The organism is [Bacillus] enclensis, assembly GCF_001456935.1.
In the GTDB taxonomy this organism is placed as follows: domain Bacteria; phylum Bacillota; class Bacilli; order Bacillales; family Bacillaceae_B; genus Rossellomorea; species Rossellomorea enclensis.
The window spans coordinates 786,347-805,428 of record NZ_KQ758482.1 but is presented as its reverse complement, the minus strand read 5'-3'; the positions used below and the strand labels follow the sequence as shown (position 1 = coordinate 805,428).

The 19,082-nt window shown below is 42.9% G+C and carries 18 protein-coding genes and 1 other RNA gene; 12 read left to right on the top strand and 7 right to left on the bottom strand.

The genetic code is table 11. The annotated features are described in order from the left end of the window. Positions 1-153 precede the first annotated feature (153 nt). The 7 genes from AS034_RS22230 to AS034_RS03990 all read left to right on the top strand — a co-directional run bounded on the left by AS034_RS22230 (position 154) and on the right by AS034_RS03990 (position 5,788). Positions 154-468, top strand: coding sequence for a CotD family spore coat protein (locus AS034_RS22230; protein ID WP_318293550.1), 315 nt, complete (start codon positions 154-156; stop codon positions 466-468). Positions 469-675: 207 nt separating this feature from the next. Further along, positions 676-1,278, top strand: coding sequence for an SLOG family protein (locus AS034_RS04010; RefSeq protein ID WP_058297613.1), 603 nt, complete (start codon positions 676-678; stop codon positions 1,276-1,278). A 57-nt stretch (positions 1,279-1,335) separates the two neighbouring features. After that, positions 1,336-1,641, top strand: coding sequence for a cell division regulator GpsB (gpsB, locus tag AS034_RS04005; protein ID WP_032088380.1), 306 nt, complete (start codon positions 1,336-1,338; stop codon positions 1,639-1,641). Between the two features lie 72 nt (positions 1,642-1,713). After that, positions 1,714-2,101, top strand: an RNA gene (gene rnpB / locus AS034_RS22225) — RNase P RNA component class B. A 189-nt stretch (positions 2,102-2,290) separates the two neighbouring features. Continuing rightward, positions 2,291-3,439 (top strand): THUMP domain-containing class I SAM-dependent RNA methyltransferase, encoded by a 1,149-nt coding sequence (locus AS034_RS04000; RefSeq protein WP_058297612.1) that lies wholly within the window; start codon positions 2,291-2,293, stop codon positions 3,437-3,439. A gap of 69 nt (positions 3,440-3,508) precedes the next feature. After that, on the top strand, positions 3,509-3,688 hold the full coding sequence (locus AS034_RS03995) for a hypothetical protein (RefSeq protein ID WP_032087964.1): 180 nt from the start codon (positions 3,509-3,511) through the stop codon (positions 3,686-3,688). 174 nt (positions 3,689-3,862) lie between these two features. Then, a complete protein-coding gene (locus AS034_RS03990) occupies positions 3,863-5,788 on the top strand; it encodes an ATP-dependent DNA helicase (RefSeq protein ID WP_058297611.1) in 1,926 nt (641 codons plus the stop codon). 113 nt (positions 5,789-5,901) lie between these two features. On the opposite strand, the gene AS034_RS03985 is transcribed toward AS034_RS03990, so the two are convergent. The 3 genes from AS034_RS03985 to AS034_RS03975 form a co-directional block, all read right to left on the bottom strand. Then, positions 5,902-6,261 (bottom strand): YidH family protein, encoded by a 360-nt coding sequence (locus AS034_RS03985; protein ID WP_032087966.1) that lies wholly within the window; start codon positions 6,259-6,261, stop codon positions 5,902-5,904. A gap of 97 nt (positions 6,262-6,358) precedes the next feature. Next, positions 6,359-6,655 carry a rhodanese-like domain-containing protein gene (locus AS034_RS03980; protein WP_032087967.1) on the bottom strand — a complete coding sequence of 99 codons (297 nt, stop codon included), beginning with the start codon at positions 6,653-6,655 and terminating at the stop codon, positions 6,359-6,361. A gap of 24 nt (positions 6,656-6,679) precedes the next feature. Beyond that, positions 6,680-7,042, bottom strand: coding sequence for a rhodanese-like domain-containing protein (locus AS034_RS03975; RefSeq protein WP_058297610.1), 363 nt, complete (start codon positions 7,040-7,042; stop codon positions 6,680-6,682). A 199-nt stretch (positions 7,043-7,241) separates the two neighbouring features. On the opposite strand from AS034_RS03975, the gene AS034_RS03970 reads away from it, so the two are divergent. Next, positions 7,242-8,753 carry a carboxypeptidase M32 gene (locus tag AS034_RS03970; RefSeq protein WP_058297609.1) on the top strand — a complete coding sequence of 504 codons (1,512 nt, stop codon included), beginning with the start codon at positions 7,242-7,244 and terminating at the stop codon, positions 8,751-8,753. A gap of 57 nt (positions 8,754-8,810) precedes the next feature. On the opposite strand, the gene AS034_RS03965 is transcribed toward AS034_RS03970, so the two are convergent. Genes AS034_RS03965 through AS034_RS03955 form a run of 3 tightly spaced genes read right to left on the bottom strand, consistent with a single transcriptional unit; the run spans position 8,811 to position 11,108 of the window. Further along, positions 8,811-10,460: a b(o/a)3-type cytochrome-c oxidase subunit 1 gene (locus AS034_RS03965; RefSeq protein ID WP_058297608.1), complete on the bottom strand. Its 1,650-nt coding sequence runs from the start codon at positions 10,458-10,460 to the stop codon at positions 8,811-8,813. 1 nt (position 10,461) lies between these two features. After that, positions 10,462-10,938 carry a cytochrome c oxidase subunit II gene (locus tag AS034_RS03960; protein ID WP_058297607.1) on the bottom strand — a complete coding sequence of 159 codons (477 nt, stop codon included), beginning with the start codon at positions 10,936-10,938 and terminating at the stop codon, positions 10,462-10,464. A gap of 20 nt (positions 10,939-10,958) precedes the next feature. Beyond that, the gene (locus AS034_RS03955) at positions 10,959-11,108 is read right to left on the bottom strand and encodes a hypothetical protein (RefSeq protein WP_032087972.1); all 150 of its coding nucleotides are present in this window, start codon (positions 11,106-11,108) and stop codon (positions 10,959-10,961) included. A 432-nt stretch (positions 11,109-11,540) separates the two neighbouring features. Between AS034_RS03955 and AS034_RS03950 the strand changes: the two genes are divergently transcribed. Then, positions 11,541-12,311 (top strand): SDR family NAD(P)-dependent oxidoreductase, encoded by a 771-nt coding sequence (locus AS034_RS03950; RefSeq protein ID WP_058297606.1) that lies wholly within the window; start codon positions 11,541-11,543, stop codon positions 12,309-12,311. 413 nt (positions 12,312-12,724) lie between these two features. On the opposite strand, the gene AS034_RS03945 is transcribed toward AS034_RS03950, so the two are convergent. Then, positions 12,725-13,177, bottom strand: coding sequence for a chemotaxis protein CheX (locus AS034_RS03945; RefSeq protein WP_058297605.1), 453 nt, complete (start codon positions 13,175-13,177; stop codon positions 12,725-12,727). Between the two features lie 178 nt (positions 13,178-13,355). Here AS034_RS03945 and AS034_RS03940 point away from each other — a divergent pair, with 178 nt between their 5' ends. From AS034_RS03940 to AS034_RS03930, 3 genes are all read left to right on the top strand, one after another. Beyond that, positions 13,356-14,426 carry a type III polyketide synthase gene (locus AS034_RS03940; RefSeq protein ID WP_058297604.1) on the top strand — a complete coding sequence of 357 codons (1,071 nt, stop codon included), beginning with the start codon at positions 13,356-13,358 and terminating at the stop codon, positions 14,424-14,426. Beyond that, positions 14,426-14,992, top strand: coding sequence for an isoprenylcysteine carboxyl methyltransferase family protein (locus AS034_RS03935; RefSeq protein ID WP_336433362.1), 567 nt, complete (start codon positions 14,426-14,428; stop codon positions 14,990-14,992). The genes AS034_RS03940 and AS034_RS03935 overlap by 1 nt, the downstream gene beginning before the upstream one ends. Positions 14,993-15,440: 448 nt before the next feature. Continuing rightward, the gene (locus AS034_RS03930) at positions 15,441-19,076 is read left to right on the top strand and encodes a dynamin family protein (protein WP_058297603.1); all 3,636 of its coding nucleotides are present in this window, start codon (positions 15,441-15,443) and stop codon (positions 19,074-19,076) included. The last annotated feature ends 6 nt before the right edge of the window (positions 19,077-19,082 follow it).

Here is a 19,082-nt window from a genome sequence, read left to right as displayed (position 1 = left end):
TCTATACAGCTTCATGTAACGGGAAACAAAGGATCACATTCTTTGCTAAATGAGCGTATTCCCAAATATTTAAAAATAGGTATTTTCATTAGTACATGTTCTCCACCCCTTTCATAGGCTATTAATGTATCGAATACATGATGAAAGGAGAACATGACTATGTTTTGTAGACCAAGACCTAGACCCTGCAACGTGCTTCCTGCAGTTGTGCACCCAACAAAAAACTGCGTAAACCAAACGTTCACCACTTATGAGGTGCCGCATATCCATCCGCAGCATACAACTACAGTAAACAATATCCAATATCAGCACAAACATTACTTCCCTCAAACCCAATCCGCAGTGGACAGTGTGACCAATCAGCAATTCAATTGCGGAGGAGGGCAAGGAGGACCAGGATTTGGCCCAGGTGGACCTGGAGGACCAGGATTTGGACCGCGCCCGCGTCCGCCGTTCGGACCATACTAATGAAATGGTAATTCAATAAGCAATGCAATTGATCCAGGTGACTTCAACGATTCTTGTTTGATATGGGAATGTGTTGAAGTCGCCGTTCTTATTTTCAGATGAGATAAAAAAGGATTACATTCAGATAATATGATACAATAGACTGTAAAGATTGGGGCAGACTATTATAGATCCCGATAGTGTGCCTGCTAAAAGGAGTTTTGCTTCTTGAGCAAAGTCGCATGCCTGACAGGTTATAAATCCTTTGAGCTGGGAATATTCAAGCAAGACGATAAAGCAGTTCACTACATAAAACAGGCACTAAAAAAAGAATTACTTTCCCTTCTTGACGAGGGACTTGAATGGGTGACGATCAGCGGTCAGCTGGGTGTGGAATTATGGGGTGCCGAAGTCGTTTTCGACCTTCAGGATGAATACCCTGACTTGAAACTGGCCGTACTGACACCATTCTTGAATCAGGAAGAAAACTGGAATGAAAACAATAAGGAATATTATGAACTGATACTCAGTCAGGCGGATTTCGTTGATTCAGTATCCAAAGAACCATATAAAAGTCCGCAGCAATTCAGAAACCGCAATCTTTTGTTCTTGAATAAGACCCAGGCTTTGATTATACTATTCGACGAAGAAAAAGAGGGCTCACCTAAATATTTTTATGAAGAAGCCCTGCGGCATAAGGAAAGTAATCCTGCATTCGAAATCAGGACCATCTCATTTCAGGATTTACAATGGGTAGTGGAAGAAGAGCAGTGGAAAACCGATAAAGTGACTATTGATAGCCACAGCAGGATCCCTGCTTTCTTAAAATGATTGACAAAATGAAGGTAATTTGAAAAAATGAAAAAGATTAATATAGAGGTGAATATGATGATCTCAGATAAAGTAAAGTTAACGGCTAAAGATATTCTGGAAAAAGAATTTAAAAGCGGTATGCGGGGGTATAAGCCCGAGGACGTGGATAAGTTCCTTGATTTGATTATAAAAGACTATGAAACCTTTCATCAGGAAATAGAAGAACTTCAACAGGAAAATCTGCGTCTGAAGAAGCAAGTAGAAGGTGCAAATAAGCGTCCTGCGGCTCAGCCTCAAGCATCCGGCACTACTAACTTCGATATTCTCAAGCGGTTATCCAATCTTGAGAAGCATGTGTTCGGGAATAAGCTTTACGATTGATCGAATGACATTTATTGACTGTTGAAATAGTCAAGATAATACTTTATAATTAGTTAGTACTGATCCTTAATAGCGTTTGGGTAATCGCTGCAGCTTACTGCTGTAGAGGAAAGTCCATGCTCGCACGGTGCTGAGATGCCCGTAGTGTTCGTGCCTAGCCAATTCATAAGCTAGGGCAGCTCAGGTTTCTGAGTTGACGGCAGGGAAAATACCTACGTCCTTTTCGGATATGGTATGACTACCTTGAAAGTGCCACAGTGACGAAGTCCTGTTAGAAATGGCAGGAGTGGAACGAGGTAAACCCCACGAGCGAGAAACCCAAATTTGGTAGGGGAACCCTTTTGGAGGAAACGAACGAAGAAAGGGACAAAGGCAAGTCCTTTGTAGATAGATGATTACCACCTTAGTACGAGATGACAAGTCGCTTGCAGTACAAAGGAACAAAACATGGCTTACAGAGCGCTGTTTCAGGAGAAGACAATTTTTTGACTACTACAAACCCAAGTGACTGATCCATTCAGGTATACAATACCTTTGGCATCAGTCCTTTTTGTTTTTTAGCCTGTATTTAAATGGCTGAATAGCAGACTATAAATAGAATAATTGGAACATACTAAGTAATTGAATTGAGACGGACGAGGTGTATTGAATGGGTACATATACATTGATTGCCACTGCGGCCATGGGACTGGAAGCAATTGTGGCAAGAGAAGTGAAGGACTTGGGATATGATTGCCAAGTAGAGAATGGAAAGGTCCTTTTCAAAGGGGACGAAACAGCGATAGCGAGAGCCAATATGTGGCTTCGAACTGCAGACCGGATCAAGATCCTGGTGGGGGAGTTCAAGGCTTATTCATTCGATGAACTTTTCGAGAATACCAAAAGCCTTTCCTGGGAGAAATACTTGCCGGAAGACGCGGAATTCCCTGTGCAGGGGAAGTCTGTCAAATCCAAGCTTTACAGTGTTCCGGATTGTCAGGCGATTGTGAAGAAAGCCATCGTCGAAAGACTAAGAAAAGCATATAAACGCACATCCTGGCTGGATGAAACAGGACCGCTGTATAAGATCGAAGTGGCGATCCATAAAGACAAAGCCAGCATTACGCTGGATACAAGCGGCCAAGGCCTACACAAAAGAGGGTACAGAATCGGACAGGGGGAGGCTCCCCTTAAGGAAACCCTTGCCGCTGCCCTGATTAAATTGACAACATGGAACCCTGACCGTCCTTTCCTTGATCCGTTTTGCGGATCCGGTACAATTCCCATCGAAGCGGCCCTTATCGGACAGAATATCGCGCCCGGGTTCAATAGGGAGTTTTTATCAGAGAAATGGTCTTTCATACCGGCTGACATATGGGATAAGGTCCGTATGGAAGCGGAGGATCTCGCCAATTATGACCAGCCGCTTGAAATAATCGGAACGGATATCGACCACAGGATGGTCAATGTTTCCAAAGAAAATGCCATGGAGGCCGGACTCGGGGATTTGGTGAAGTTCAAACAGATGCAAGTCAGGGATTTCACAACCGATCTTGAGTATGGTGTGGCAGTCGGAAACCCTCCATATGGTGAAAGACTTGGCGAAAGACCTGAGGTTGAAAAGATGTACAAAGAAATGGGAGAGGCATTCGAAAAACTTGATACCTGGTCTGTCTATATGCTCACTTCCCATGAAGATTTCGAACGGTTCTACGGCAAGCCTGCCACTAAGAAACGCAAACTCTTCAATGGATTCATCCGGACCGATTACTATCAGTATTGGGGACCGCGTCCGCCAAGAAAAGAAAATCCTGAATAAATGAATATGAATAAATCCGGCTCTTCCTGCGTATACTAGTGCTATCATTTTTAGGGGAGTGAAAAGAGGATGGAACATTCTCTGACGGATTATCACAAGATTTATCAGGCACTGGAGGGTTCTTTGTCATCCATTGTTTATGAACAAGAGGGGACAGAAAGTTTACAAGAGACCCTGATGAACGCAAAGATGAATTTAAACAGAGCTTTTCAATACGAACTGCTTAGACAAAACAGAATATACGATTAAAACAGGGACGCTCCATACAAATGGCAATTTCCCCTTTGTATGGAACGTCCTTTTTTTTGGGTGGTCAGGGAAATGGGATCATGTCATACACTTCAATTCCATTGCACGGTAAATCAACAAACAAGATAAATCAAAATAATAGATTAGCAGTAAAGCGGGATGCAGGAGGACATAATGAAAAGAAAACTACCTTTCGAATTATCAAAAGAACAATCCTTTTACGAAGCACTCTCAGATTGGATCGGTGATGTATTCTACGACATCCTGCCTGATAAAGGATTCGATCTCCGAGATGAACAAGTGTTTATGGCATTTCAACTAAATAAGGCATATAAAGAAAAACAAGTCATGTTTGCGGAGGCAGGCGTCGGAACAGGCAAGACATTGGTATATTTGCTGTACGCTTTGTCCTATGCGAGATATACAGGCAAGCCTGCCATCATTGCGTGTGCGGATGAAACCCTGATTGAACAGCTTGTAAAAAAAGACGGTGACATTGAAAAGCTGGAAAAGGCGCTTGAATTGAATATAGATGTCAGACTGGCAAAATCAAGGGAGCAATATCTCTGTATAAAAAAACTGGAGGAAAAGCTCTCCTTTAATGAAGGTTTCCATGACATCTGGGAAGGTCTCCCTGAATTTGTGCATGAGAATAACTCAATGAACAAATTCACTCATTATGGAGACCGTAAAGAGTATGCCCACCTGCCTGATGAGGAATGGAATGAAATCGGATGGGATTCTCTTCAGGATTGCATGTCATGCGTATACCGTCACCGCTGCGGACAGACCCTTCACAGAGAGCATTATCGCAAATCGGCCGACCTGATCGTATGTTCCCATGACTTCTATATGGAACATATCTGGACAAAGGATTCCCGTAAAAGGGAAGGGCAGCTGCCGCTGCTCCCTGAGGCAAGCTCGGTTGTCTTTGACGAAGGGCACCTGTTGGAATTTGCTTCTCAGAAGGCGATGACCTACAGGATGAGGATGGAGACTTTGGAAAGCCTGCTGGAAAAATTATCTGCGTCCGACATGAGGGAGTCTACCCTTTACCAGATAGAAGATATCATGATGGCGAATGAAAGATGGTTTACATTATTAGAGCAGGAAGCATGGGCTGAGAGTGGTACCGCAAGACAATATATCACTCGATCGGCTGATATTTTAAAGCAGGGAAGGCAATTAACAGAAAGTCTCGAAAGCCTTCTGAATGAATTGGTATTCGAATCTGAAATGTATGTGATGGATGAGTACTTATTGAAGGTTGTAGAGGAATACCTGGAACAGATTCAATACTCATTAAAGTTATTCCTGGAAGACGAAAAAGGAATTTATTGGCTGGAGGCGACGGAGGAAGAGCATACATTTGTCGTAATGCCGCGACTCGTGGAAGAAATACTCAGTACGAAAGTGTTCTCTCAAAATATCCCGTTCATCTTCTCATCAGCCACATTATCGTATAATAGTGATTTTTCATATGTTGCTAAGTCGCTGGGCATCAGGGAATTTGAAAAATTCTCAGTTGATTCCCCTTATGATTACGGGGAGATGATGAAAATGTTCATAGCTGATCATCTTCCAGGGGATGAAGCGAAATTTCAATATGCGGTTGATCAGATTGCAGAAAACGAAGGGAAGTCGCTTCTGTTATTCTCTTCAAAAGAAGAAATGGATTCTTTCAGGTCTTATTTAAACAAAGAATCCGATCAGGAATGGAAGGTCATTTTTGAAGGAGATAAAGAGATAAGCCATACTGTAGAGGAATTCCAGCATGACCACTCTTCTGTCCTTTGTTCGTATCATCTTTGGGAGGGCCTTGATGTACCGGGGGATGCACTGTCACAGGTAGTGATCGTTTCACTGCCTTTCCCGCCGAAAGACCCTGTATTTGATGCCAAACGAAATCATGCCGGGGACCCTGCCGGGGAAGTTGACATCCCGTATATGCTCCTTCGCACGAGACAAGGAATCGGCCGCCTCATCCGTACAACTGAAGACAGGGGAAAGGTTCATATTTTATTAAATGAGGAAGATACAGCCTTCAAACAAGTCCTTCAAACGATTCTTCCTGTGGAAGCAGAAAAAATGAAAGTCTAACGTATATGAACGTTGGATCGTTGGATCAAAGTATTTTATTAAAAATAAAACCCGAACTGATTTGCAGGCAGAAAGGCAAATCAGTTCGGGTTTTTTGTCCCGGTATCTTTATTTTATCTGTTTAATGAATAGAGATACATACATACGAAGACTAATATGATCAAAGCAACGATGGACATAAAGATGATCACAACATGAGCAGAGGTGAATGTTTGTGTATTAATATGTTTTCTCACCCGATAATAATTAATGGTTGATCCGACAATCAGGAACAAGCCCACTATAATGCTTATACCGCTGATAAGAACGGTTATGAGCTCTTGGAAGTCATTTTCACCGCTTGAAGAGCTGTGAAGGCTTGTTGTTAAAAAGCCAATCCCCAGAATGGCTATAGATGTTCGGATCCATGCCAGATACGTACGCTCATTCGCTAAATGCTGCTGAATGTATTTTGACTCATTCGTTTCTTTCAACCTGCATCATCTCGTTTCTGCTAACTAAAGTTTCCTCTTATCATTCCCTTCTTTCATCATGGAGAAAACAAAAAGGACTAAATTCCGGTCCGGATTTCTATTGTACCTTACCATTCCAGGCATGCATTCCGCCTTCAACGTTCACTACATCAAAACCCTGATATTCAAGAAAGCGATATGCTTGGCTGCTCCTCCCGCCCGATTGGCAGATGATAAAGTATTGTTTTTTCTTATCCAATTCATTCATCCTGAATTCCAAAAGTCCAAGGGGGATATTCATAACATCGGGTATTTTCCCTGCCCTGAGCTCGGCTGCCTCTCTTACATCAATAATATGTGCTGTTTCACTATTTTCGATTTTCTTTTGCAATTCATCCGTTGAGATACTTTTCATTGTCATTTTCCTTTCTGCACAATTTTATTCGGACCATGCACTCATTCCGCCTCTGACGTTTGTTACCGAATGAAACCCTGCTGAAGATAAGATCTTGCATGCTTTCGTGCTTCTCATCCCGCTTTGACAGATGACGATTATTTCCTTATCCTTCGGGAGCTTGTTCAAATTCCTTTGCAGGGTATTAAGAGGAATATTTTTAAAGCCTTTTATATGTCTTCCCTTAAATTCAGCAGGAGTCCTCACATCTATAAATTGCTTTGAAGGATCCCCCAGTTGTTTTTTCAGCTCAGAAGTAGTGAGCTGCCTGGTGTTTTTCCCTGATTTCATCTGCATTACATATAAAAGGATCAATGCTGCCATTATTAACAAACCAATAAACTCCATAAAGACACCTCTTCCAGTAAGTATAAGCTCATTTTATACCCCTATAGGTATATTGTCAATAGTAAAAGAGTGTGAACTATTTGTTCATATTAAGAAAGTGTTTTTTGATTTTTCACAGCATCTTATTTGATTTCTTTTAGAAGTATTTGTCAGAAAAATATGATAAAATAGAGAGGATGTTTATTAAGGGGGATTTAAGATGAGAGAAGAACTAGTAGAAATGAAAGACAGCTTTCTCGACTATGTCAAAAAAATGACTGCGTATAACGAAGCACTCGGCCTTTTGTTCTGGGATTTAAGGACAGGTGCTCCCAAAAATGGAGTGGAGCAGCGTTCAGAAGTCATCGGGATGCTGTCATCTGAATTATTTGCCATGTCCACTTCGAATGATATGGCTGCTTATCTCGCCAAGCTGTCTCCAAACAAGGATGAGCTTGATGAAATGACACAAAAACTGCTAGAGGAGTGCCAGAAAGAATATGACCGGAATAAAAAAATCCCGGCGTCTGAATACAAAGAATATGTTGTTCTTCAGTCAAAAGCAGAAAATATTTGGGAAGACGCAAAATCCAAAGCGGACTTCGACATGTTCCAGCCATATTTAGAGAAACTCGTATCTTACACGAAGAGGTTCATCACCTATTGGGGGTATGAGAATAATAAATATGATACCCTCCTTGATATGTATGAACCCGGTGTCACTGTGGAAATCCTTGACAGGGTGTTCGGGGAATTGAGGGACAAAATCGTTCCACTGGTACATAGAATATCAGAATCAGAAAATAAACCGAAAACGGATTTCTTATTTGAGCACTTCCCAAAGGAAAAGCAAAAGGATTTCAGTTTGAAGATACTTGCTCAAATGGGGTATGACTTCAATTCCGGAAGGCTTGATGAAACCGTTCATCCATTCGCGATCGGTTTGAATCCCGGGGACGTAAGGGTTACAACAAAATACGACGAAAAAGACTGGCGTACGGCTGTATTTGGGACGATTCACGAAGGGGGACATGCCCTTTACGAACAGAATATATCTGGAGATTTGACCGGGACGCCATTATGCTCCGGTACGTCGATGGGGATACATGAATCACAGTCATTATTTTATGAAAATTTCGTGGGGAGAAATTATTCGTTCTGGAAACAGAATTATGATTTGCTAAAACAATATGCCGATGGACAATTCGATTCAGTGGATCTTGACCAGTTTTATCAAGCGATCAATGAATCAAAGCCTTCATTGATTAGGATCGAAGCAGACGAACTGACATATGCTCTGCATATCATCATCCGCTACGAAATTGAAAAAGGCTTGTTCAACGACGAAATTGAAGTGGAAGATCTGCCTGAAATCTGGAACCAGAAGTACGAAGAATACCTTGGAATCAAGCCTGCACATAATGGTGAAGGCGTGCTCCAGGATGTTCACTGGGCAGGCGGCAGCTTCGGATACTTCCCTTCATATGCATTGGGATATATGTATGCGGCCCAATTTAAAAAAGCAATGGAGAAAGACATTCCCGACTTTGATGAAATGCTCGAAAAAGGCGATCTATCACTTATCAAAGAGTGGCTGACCGATCATGTTCATCAGTGGGGGAAAATGAGAAAGCCGCTTGAGATCCTTGAAGAGGTGACTGGCGAAGGATTGAATGCTTCTTATCTGGCAGATTATCTGATAGATAAGTATACAAAAGTTTATTCACTTTAATAAAAACCAAAAACGACCGCTTTCCAAATACGGAAGCGGTCGTTTTTTTACCATCTTTTACCAAACCTTGAACCCTTTTGAAGGCGGCGGTCCATTCTGGAACATATCCATGAAAGGTACTGTATAAGCAATCAGAATGAGAGCTGCCAGCACCGTGAGCCAGATTTTCCAATTCTCGAGGACCATCGGTGTTTTTTCAGCAGTACCTGCCACTTCCCCAATAGGGAATTCTTCTTCTCCCTTTGGTGCAAAGAAAGCCAGGTTAATGAAGATGTATAACACAAGAATGATTCCGATGAAGAGAATCGTTCCTCCGACAGCCTGGGCAACCTGATAGGGAATCCAGTCAAGTGCCTGCGGGGCATCTCCATAGGTAGAGAAAGAAGATCGTCTTGGTGCCCCCAATAAACCGACTGCGTGCATGGCACCGGACATGATGCTCATACCCGTCGACCATACGACAGCCTGCACAATGGCCATTTTATTCATTGCTTTAGTCAATACACGTCCAGTCAAGTGAGGGACCAGCCAGTAAGAAATCCCGAAGAATGTCAGCACCACTGAAGTGGCGAGTGTCAAATGAAAATGCCCTGTTACCCAGATTGTATTATGGACAACCTGGTTCATCTGGTTGGAAGCGTTGATCAATCCACCTGCACCTGCAGGGATGAAAGCGACCATGCCGATGAAAGGGACTGTAAATCGTGCATCTCCCCAAGGAAGCTTCTTAAACCAGCCGAACAGCCCTGACCCGCCCTTTGAACGTCCATACATCTCAAACGTTGCAAATAGTGAGAAAGCAGTCATCAATGAAGGGATGACAACCATGAACGTGAGAACGACCTGAAGGAATTTCCAGAATGCGTCAATACCCGGTTCTACCAGCTGGTGGTGAAAGCCGACAGGTATCGAGAATAATAGAAATAGCACAAAAGAAAGTCTGGCCAGTGCATCGGAGAAGATTTTCCCCCCTATGATTTTCGGGATGATGACGTACCATGCCATATAGGCGGGCAGTAACCAGAAATACACGAGAGGATGGCCGAAGTACCAGAATAACGTCCTGCTGATCAGTACATCGACTCTATCCACAAGACCGAGTGACCACGGCAGCAGCTGAAATAAAACAGTGCCTGCGACACCTAAAGTAGCTACTATCCAAAGGACCATATTGATAACGGCCATGAAAGTAAGCAGCGGACTCGGCTCGCCTTTATGCTCTTTTCTCCACTGTACATACTTCATGATCATTCCGGTGCCGCCTAACCAACTTCCGACCACGACAAATGTCAAACCGAGATAAAATATCCAATGAGCTTTTAGCGGAGCATAAAACGTATAAAGGACAGTTGCTTCGTTTAAAAGGATCATCACTGCCGACATCACTGTCCCGATCAGCATCACCCAGAAACCGAGCCAGCCGAACAGACGTGACGTGTTTGAATAAGTTCCGGAAGTCCTTGAAATGGCCGCATGCTGAAATCCAAGGATAAAGAACGTGGTCAATACCAGGCCGAGCAATACGCCGTGTACGGTAAGGACCTGATAATAGCCGATTCCTGCAGGCAGGGTGAAGGTTCCGGAACGGACCAGTACTTGTAACAGACCAGCCAGTCCACCGAGTGCAAGTGCAATGAAACCTACATATATATGTGCCATCGCAAGTTTTCCATCTCTGCGGTCAATTCTTATAAAACGATCTGACATTTCAGTCCACCACCTTAATCATGGATTTCATTGTATGATGACCAACGCCGCAGTACTCGTTGCAAACGACTAAAAATTCGCCGGTCTTATCCAATGTTGTTGTATATTCACTGATGTATCCAGGTTCAAGCATCATGTTAATATTTGTGCCCGCAACTTCAAACCCATGGATGACGTCTTTGGTTGTTGCAATGATTTTCAATCTGGACCCTTTGGGCACTTCTACTTCCACGGGGTTGTATAAGAAAGTGGAGGCCACAAGGACCAGTTCGTAATCCCACTCTTTCCCTTCGACTTTCTTTAATCCGGGTTTATCGAAAGGTGCAATCACGTCCACTTGTTCAGGGTTGATATAGGCCTTGGCACTCGGAGGCTGATGCCCCTGGTGAAAAGCGCTGATCCCCAAAATGATTAAAAAGATAATAAGAGAGCCGGTTCCGAGGGTCAACCACCATTTTTCATATCGATGCATATGCATGTTCAATCACTCCTTCTTCTTTAAAAACGATTAATGAATAGTAAGAATACACCGATCCATGAAAGCAAAAGGAACCCTCCAAGCAGCAGGACAGAAGTCAGGGTCCCTTTAAGGCTTGACGAATCTTCCACTTTGGTTTTTGTTTTCCTGTTCAATTCAGGATTTGGCATCATGTTCACTCCTTTCACCTTTAGAGGTGATGTTCTGAATTAACTCAATCATAATCCCTGCGCATCACGTCCATCTGTGATAAATATCACACCAATCAGGGATAATTGTGAAATAAATGTGAAGTTCGTCACATGTCATTTCAGCCATTAAGCTAAAAAGGGAATATTCTCCTGTTCCAGTAAAAAAAGCTCTGCATAAACTGAACTATCATGATTTTTTAGGGGGAAGGAAAAAATGGAGAAGTATTATTGTAATAGATGCTGTCAATTGTATACCTGCAAACAACTGTGTTCAGTTTGTGGTTCGATGGCAGAAACAAAGATTCATATTAATGTGCACTGTCAGGGAAACAAAGAAAAAGGGGGCAGGTCCGGATGATTGAGAAATTGTGTTAAAATAGAGAAGATTAAAAATTGACAGGAGTGTGGGGAATGTATTTGCCATCTTTTTCGCTTAATAATAAAACTGCAGTCATCACCGGCGCAGGCCGGGGGATAGGAAGGGCATTGAGCATCGGTCTTGCGGAAGCCGGAGCGGATGTGGTCCTTTTATCGAGAACGAGGACTGATTTGGAAGAGACAGCATCAATGGTTCAGGCAGCGGGACGCGAAGCCCATGTCATCCCTGTGGATGTGACATCCCGGGAAGAAATCAAGAGGGCTGTGCAATACATAGAAGATCAAGGGTTGAAGATTGATATTTTAATCAATAACGCTGGGATGAATATCAGGTCCAATGCTTTTGAAGTGACGGATGATGAATGGAAAATGATCATGGATACCAATTTGAAATCTGCCTTTATGATGAGTCAGGAAATCGGGTCTCATATGAAAGAAAACGGAACGGGGAAGATCATTAACATCTCTTCCGTGGCAGGTCATGTGGCCCTGCGGACCGGGGTTGTGTATGCTTCTACCAAAGCTGCGATGATTCAGATGACAAAAGTTCTGGCATTTGAATGGGGCAAACATAATATTAATGTCAACAGTATCGGTCCCTGGTATTTTAAAACGCCTTTGACCGAGGAACTCCTTAAAAATAAGGAATATGTAGACGACATCCTAGCCGTGACGCCATTGAATAGGGTAGGCGAACTTCAGGAATTGGTCGGACCTGCGGTGTTCTTGTCATCGGATGCAGGTAATTACATAACCGGACAAACATTGTTTGTTGACGGGGGAATGACCATTCAGGGTTTTTAAGAGGTTGATTGGTTGATGGCAGCCGGGTCGCGGGGACAGGTACTGCGATTCGCTTTTTTGTGGAAAATATATTGAATTTAACAAGGATTTCACTCTATACGGGTATATTTCAATAAAAGAAATCGGGGTTCTTATACTGTGAAGAGGCCGTCAGCCTGTCATTGAGGGTATATCGTGGCTAGGAATTATTTTATTATCAAAAACGGACAGTTTATTATCAAAAAATCACATTATATTATCAAAAATAGGAATATATTATCAAAAACGTTTGATCGACCACCTTTATACCCGATGGTGTATAAATTCCTGCAGCCCCCTGCTGTACCCCGTGCAATTGAGTAACAACTGCTCCAAATTCTGCTGTACTCCGGCCTAAAAAAGCGGTCTGCTCATGTCCGTTTTTTCCCCTTTCCTTATGGAACCGTCACCAAAAGAACATTGAAACGACCTGCATCCTTAACAGTCAAAGGCAGCTTTATGACCGGGTTATTCCCTATTATACCTGCTTTTCCTGTCATGACGGTCGGAGTTGTAATATCCACATTATGACCGCTGCGCGCAATCGAGGTCGCGAGATTCCCCACAATCATATTTCCTAATTCTCCCGCAAACGACTCCAGCATCTCACCAGTCAGCGGCATCCCGAACATAGAGGCTGCAAGGGATTGAAAGTTTTTTTCATTCCCGTCGATGACGAATCTTCCCTGGACATCTCCGGTCATTCCTATCGAAACGCTGAAATGCTGGTGTTCATACGGCTCTCTTAGCAAGGTCGGTTCATCATGGGTTACGCTTAATGGGACCACACCTTTTAGGGCAGTCATGAAATGATGCAATAGATCGGTAATGCTGCTGGTTAGCTTCATGTCGAAACCTCCGGAAATTTGTCAGAATTATTATATCATATTACCTAGTATAAAAGACTTAAAAACTTTCAGGTGTCGTAAACTTCTCCTTCGGACTGAAAAAGAACAATTATACATGTTCTTTCACGTTTTGGTAATGCTATCCTTACATGGAAATATGATAAGGAGAATGGATGTAATGCCTAAAATAGTGAGTGTTGAAACAGAAATCCCGCCTTATAAAATTACTCAATCCGAAGCAGCGGATTTTGCCCGGAATTTATTTTCAGGAAGCTTTAAGGATATAGACCGCCTGCTGCCGATCTTTGAAAATGGCGAGATAGAAAGCAGGTATTTTGTCGGTGACCTTGATTGGTTTTCCAAACCTCATTCCTTTCAGGAAAAGAATGATTTGTTTATCCGTTTTGCTGTGGAGATGGGAAGCAGGGCAATTGAAAAATGCATCATTAATAATGAGGTCAACTATGAAGAAATCGATGCCATATTCACGATATGCACAACCGGTCTTGCCACACCGAGTATAGAAGCAAGGATCATGAACGTCCTGCCCTTTCCATCCCATGTCAAACGCATACCGATCTGGGGATTGGGGTGCGCTGGAGGAGCGGCTGGCCTGTCACGGGCATATGAATACTGCCTTGCTTTTCCAAAGGCGAATGTGTTGGTGCTTTCCATTGAATTATGCTCATTAACGTTTCAGCATGGTGACCGTTCCAAAAGTAATTTAGTCGGGACTTCATTATTTGCAGATGGGGTGGCGTGTACCCTCGTTTGCGGAGATGAAAGCACTGCGCTGAATGAAATAGTACGCCCGCTGCCTTCAATATTTGCCACACAATCAACCACGTTGAAGAATTCACTCGATGTCATGGGCTGGAATATTAAAAATGAGGGACTTTATGTCGTGTTTTCAAAAGATATCCCAACACTGGTCACAAACTGGCTGAGACCGAATGTGGAAGAATTCATTCATTCACAGGGGATCAAAATGGAAGAAATCAAACACTTTGTGGCTCACCCCGGGGGAAAGAAAGTGATCGAGGCGTATCAGGAAGCATTGGGATTCGATGATCACATGACCCGCCATGCGCTGAAAATACTAAAGAAGTACGGCAATATGTCCTCGGTGACGATCTATTATGTCCTGAAGGAATTTTTGCAAGATGATTGCAAGAGAGGCGATATCGGCCTTGGAACAGCATTAGGACCGGGCTTCAGCTCGGAATTAGTATTGATGAGGTGGGATTGATGATATTTTTTATCCTTTTCTTTCTAGTTCTGGCTGTGCAGCGGGTGGTGGAATTGATCATTGCCCGCAAAAATGAAAAATGGATGAAAAAAAGGGGAGCGAAGGAGTACGGACAAAATCATTACAGGGCCATGGTGATGATCCATACAGCTTTCTTTGCATCCCTTTTAATTGAAGCGGGTATCTTTCATTCAGGGATTCACCCTCAGTGGAAATACCTGCTTGCAGGGTTCATACTCACCCAGGCAGGGAGGATATGGGTCATTTCATCGCTGGGGAGATATTGGAATACGAAAATAATCGTCCTCCCCGATACCGAGGTGGTGGCGACAGGGCCATATAAGTTTTTCAGGCATCCCAATTATCTTATTGTAACGGTTGAGTTGGCCATCATCCCCCTTTTATTCAATGCATATTGGACACTGATCATTTTTGCCGTCCTCAATCAGCTGATCCTCCTAACGAGGATACCGGTGGAGGAAGAGGCACTGACCCGGCAAACGAATTACAAACATGTCCATTTATCGACTCCTGGATGGATAGGCACAGAAAAGAAAGAAAAATAAAATTTCTTATTGAAAATGATTATCGTTTTTGATAGGATGTAAATGAAGATGAAAATTATTCTCAGTTGCATGTCCCGAAACTAAAAATAAGGTGGCGAATGAAATGGTATGGTTTCTAATAATGATGACAGTGGTTACATATGGATTCATAATGAAATTTGTCTTGTCTAATGTGATGAAGGATCGTCAGCCTGTTCAAAAACCTGCATCTGAACAAACCAAAACCCGACCCTTCGCAGCACCAAATCTTATACCGACACAATCAACAAGATAAGTCTCCTTCAATCGAAGGAGGCTTTTTATTTTCTCCAAATAGAGAATCCCTGAATAGGATATTAATAAGTTTCTTAGGTCTCTTCAATAAACGAAAAGCAAACCATAGAGAAATCGGGGTAAATACGATAAAATAAAAGCGTTATCATCTTTTGAAATAGAAAGGACCTTACACATGAGCCGCACTGATCAGCAAAGCACCAATTTACATACAATCCTGCACAAGCTGGCAGGATATGATGAAATATTCCGCAGTAAAGGGGATGAGGAACGTTCCCAGAAGGTAGAAAGACTGGCGGAAAAAATTCACAGGCAGGAATTCATACTTGCTTTTTGCGGGCATTTCTCTGCCGGAAAATCAACTATGATCAACTATCTGATGGGTGATGAAATACTCCCTTCGAGTCCCATCCCCACCAGTGCCAATCTGGTGAAAGTTCATCAATCTAATGAAGACTATGCAAAGATTCACTATCATACAGGCAAACCAGTCTTATTTAAGGCGCCATACGAATACTCGAAAATCAAAGAATTCTGCAAGAACGGGGAAGATGTATACTCGGTTGAAATAGGCAGAAAGAAAACGACCCTCCCTGAGGGGGTCTCAGTCCTGGATACCCCGGGCGTGGACAGTACGGATGACGCCCACAGGCTGTCCACCGAATCTGCCGTCCATTTAGCGGATGCGGTATTTTATGTCATGGATTATAATCATGTCCAATCGCAGGTGAACTTCCAATTCACTAAAGAATTAAAGCGTCATGGAGTGAATTTATATCTGGTGGTCAATCAGATTGATAAACATCAGGAGGAAGAACTGCCTTTCCAGAAGTTCAAAGAGGCTGTCAGGGATTCCTTTGCCAGCTGGGGGGTCAATCCGGACGGCATCTTCTATACCAGTCTTAAGAAATCTGACCATGAACATAATCAAATAGCAGAACTGCGGGAGTTCATCAATAAACAGGTCGTGGATAAAGAGTCACTGATCGAAGAATCCGCCCAGTCAGCCCTCTCACAACTTGTACATGAACATATCGGATGGTATGAAGATCAGCAGACCCAGGTTGAAGAAGAGGGGAAAAAACATGTCACAGATGAAGAGTGGGCAGACAAAGACGCGCTTTTAATGGAAGAAGCAAAGCTTCTGGACGAACTATCAGATAACGACGTCAGCGAATTGAGACAGTCTTTCGAAGAAGAAAGAAGCACAGTCCTTAAGAATGCATACCTTATGCCTTTTGAAACAAGGGACCTTGCGAAAGAATTCCTTGAAAGCCGGCAGCCGGACTTTAAAGTCGGATTCCTGTTCAGCAGACAAAAAACAGAAGATGAAAAGGAACGCCGGGCCAAAATCTTTAAAGAAGAAGTGAACAGCAGGATCGAAACCCAGTTGGAGTGGCATTTGAAGACACTCGGAAAATCGTTCATGAAGAAGAAAAATGTTGTTTCAACTTCCCTTTTGGATGGCTGGGAGACGCTGTCCCTCAAAGTGGATGAGCAATATTTAAATGCGTTGATCAAACCGGGGGCAAAGGTGACAGGGGATTACGTCCTTCAGTATTGCGATAATCTCTCAGAAGAATTAAAGAGGGATGCGAGAAAAAGAACGAATGATTTGCTTGAAGGCTTTCTGGAACACCTGAAAGAAGATTCGGAAAGCAAACAAAGAAGCCTGCAGGATAAGCTGCAGGCAATCCGTCAAAAAACAGTATATGTGCATAAATGGGCCCTCTTGGAAGAGGAGAAGTTCCAGCAGATAGAAAAGCTGGAAGGGATTTCGGATTCCGATAAACAAGATGGCAAGATTCTGGGCTGGGTGAATGACTGGAAAGCAAAAGAAGAAGAGTTCATTGAAGCAGACGAACTGGAAGAAAACCCTCTTGAGCCTGCAAGCGAAAGTTTAAGCAATGATGAACAGAATGACGTGCACTCCCGAGAAGTAAAGAATACTCAGGTTTCTGTGGAGGATGCAATCGACAGGCTGGACCGAATGACCCGCGTGTTCGGCAACCTGCATGGGTTCAGTAAGATTGCAGAAATATTGGAGGGCAAGCGTGAGAGACTTGCCAATCAGACATTTACGATTGCTTTATTCGGAGCCTTCAGTGCAGGGAAGTCATCCTTTGCCAATGCGCTCCTCGGCAAAAAAGTATTACCGGTCAGTCCGAACCCGACTACTGCATCCATCAATCGGATTAAGCCGGTAACGGATCAGTATCTTCATGAGACGGCAGTAGTGCAAATTAAATCGGAATCTCAACTCTATCAGGACCTGTCACATTCCTTATCCTTTTTTGACAAACGAATTGAAACTTTAGAGGATGCCTTGAAAATCATCCCCGGACTTCTAAATGAAACGGGAGGAGACGCGAAAGTAAAAATCCACCTGTCTTTCCTTTCGGCGTTTTATAATGGATATGAAGAATTCAAGAACCGCTTAGGCAGGGAAATCACAGTCGATTTAGATGATTATAAAGGATACGTAGCAGATGAAAACAAATCCTGCTTTGTTGAGTCGATCGACCTGTACTATGATTGCGAGATTACGAGGAAGGGCATCACATTGGTTGATACCCCTGGTGCGGACTCAATTAACGCACGTCATACCGGGGTGGCATTTGAATACATCAAAAACGCTGATGCCATCCTATTTGTCACCTATTATAACCACGCTTTCGCACGTGCAGACCGTGAATTCCTCATTCAGTTGGGGCGCGTAAAAGACACATTCGAACTCGATAAAATGTTCTTTATCGTCAACGCAATCGACCTCGCCAAGGATGAAGAAGAAAAGGAAGAAGTCATATCCTATGTCGGGGAGCAGCTCATTCAGTATGGTATCCGCTTCCCGAGAATTTTTGGAGTCTCATCCCTTCAGGCACTGGAGGATAAAGAGAACCCTTCCAATGGGATGACCTTTTTCAAAGACGCATTCAATTCCTTCATACAGGAAGAGCTCGTCAGCATGAGTGTGGATTCAGCAATTAGTGAATGGGAAAAAGGAATCAAGCGTTTCAAGCATTATATCGATACGGCATCGAGTGATCAATCTTTGAAACAGCAAAAAATCGAGGAATTGCATCAGACGAAAGCTGAAGTAAATGAACTTCTTGAAAAAATGACAGCCGCAGCTATCCAGCAGGAAACAGACCAGGAATTGGATGAATTGATCTATTATTTAAAACAGCGGGTATTTTTCCGGATTTCCGACTTCTTTAAGGAGGCGTTTCACTCAGGCTTGTTCATGAATGAAACGAACGATTCAAAAGCACTGCAGAACGGATTAAAGGAGTTCATAACGAGTGTAGGTTTTGATTTATCGCAGGAATTGAGAGCCACTTCCTTGAGGATTCAACAATTCATCGGTAAGCAGCTTGATTCCCATTGGGACCAAATAGAGTCCAATATACTTGAATCGGAAAAAGAAATCCTGCTTTCTTCTCCGGTATTCAGGAATGGTGAAGCCATCGAATTTCAACAGGCTTTTAAAGACATCGATCTCGAGCATTTCAAAGGGGCTTTCTCCACTTTCAGGAATGCTAAACAATTCCTCGAAAAAGGCGGGAAAAAAGAAATTCAGGAAGAGCTCGTGAAGAGGCTTCATGGACCTGCGGATGACTACCTGAAAAATGAAAAAGAAAAGATGAAATCCTGGAGTCAGCAGGATATAAATGTAAGGTTCAAGAATTTAAAAGAGGAAGCAAAATCGCAGACATTTGAACAGATCGATTCAAATATCGAAGCGTTGAGTACCACCCAGGATATTGAAAAACTCAGAAGAGAGTGGAAGTCGCTGATTGTCCAGCCCTAAAAAGAT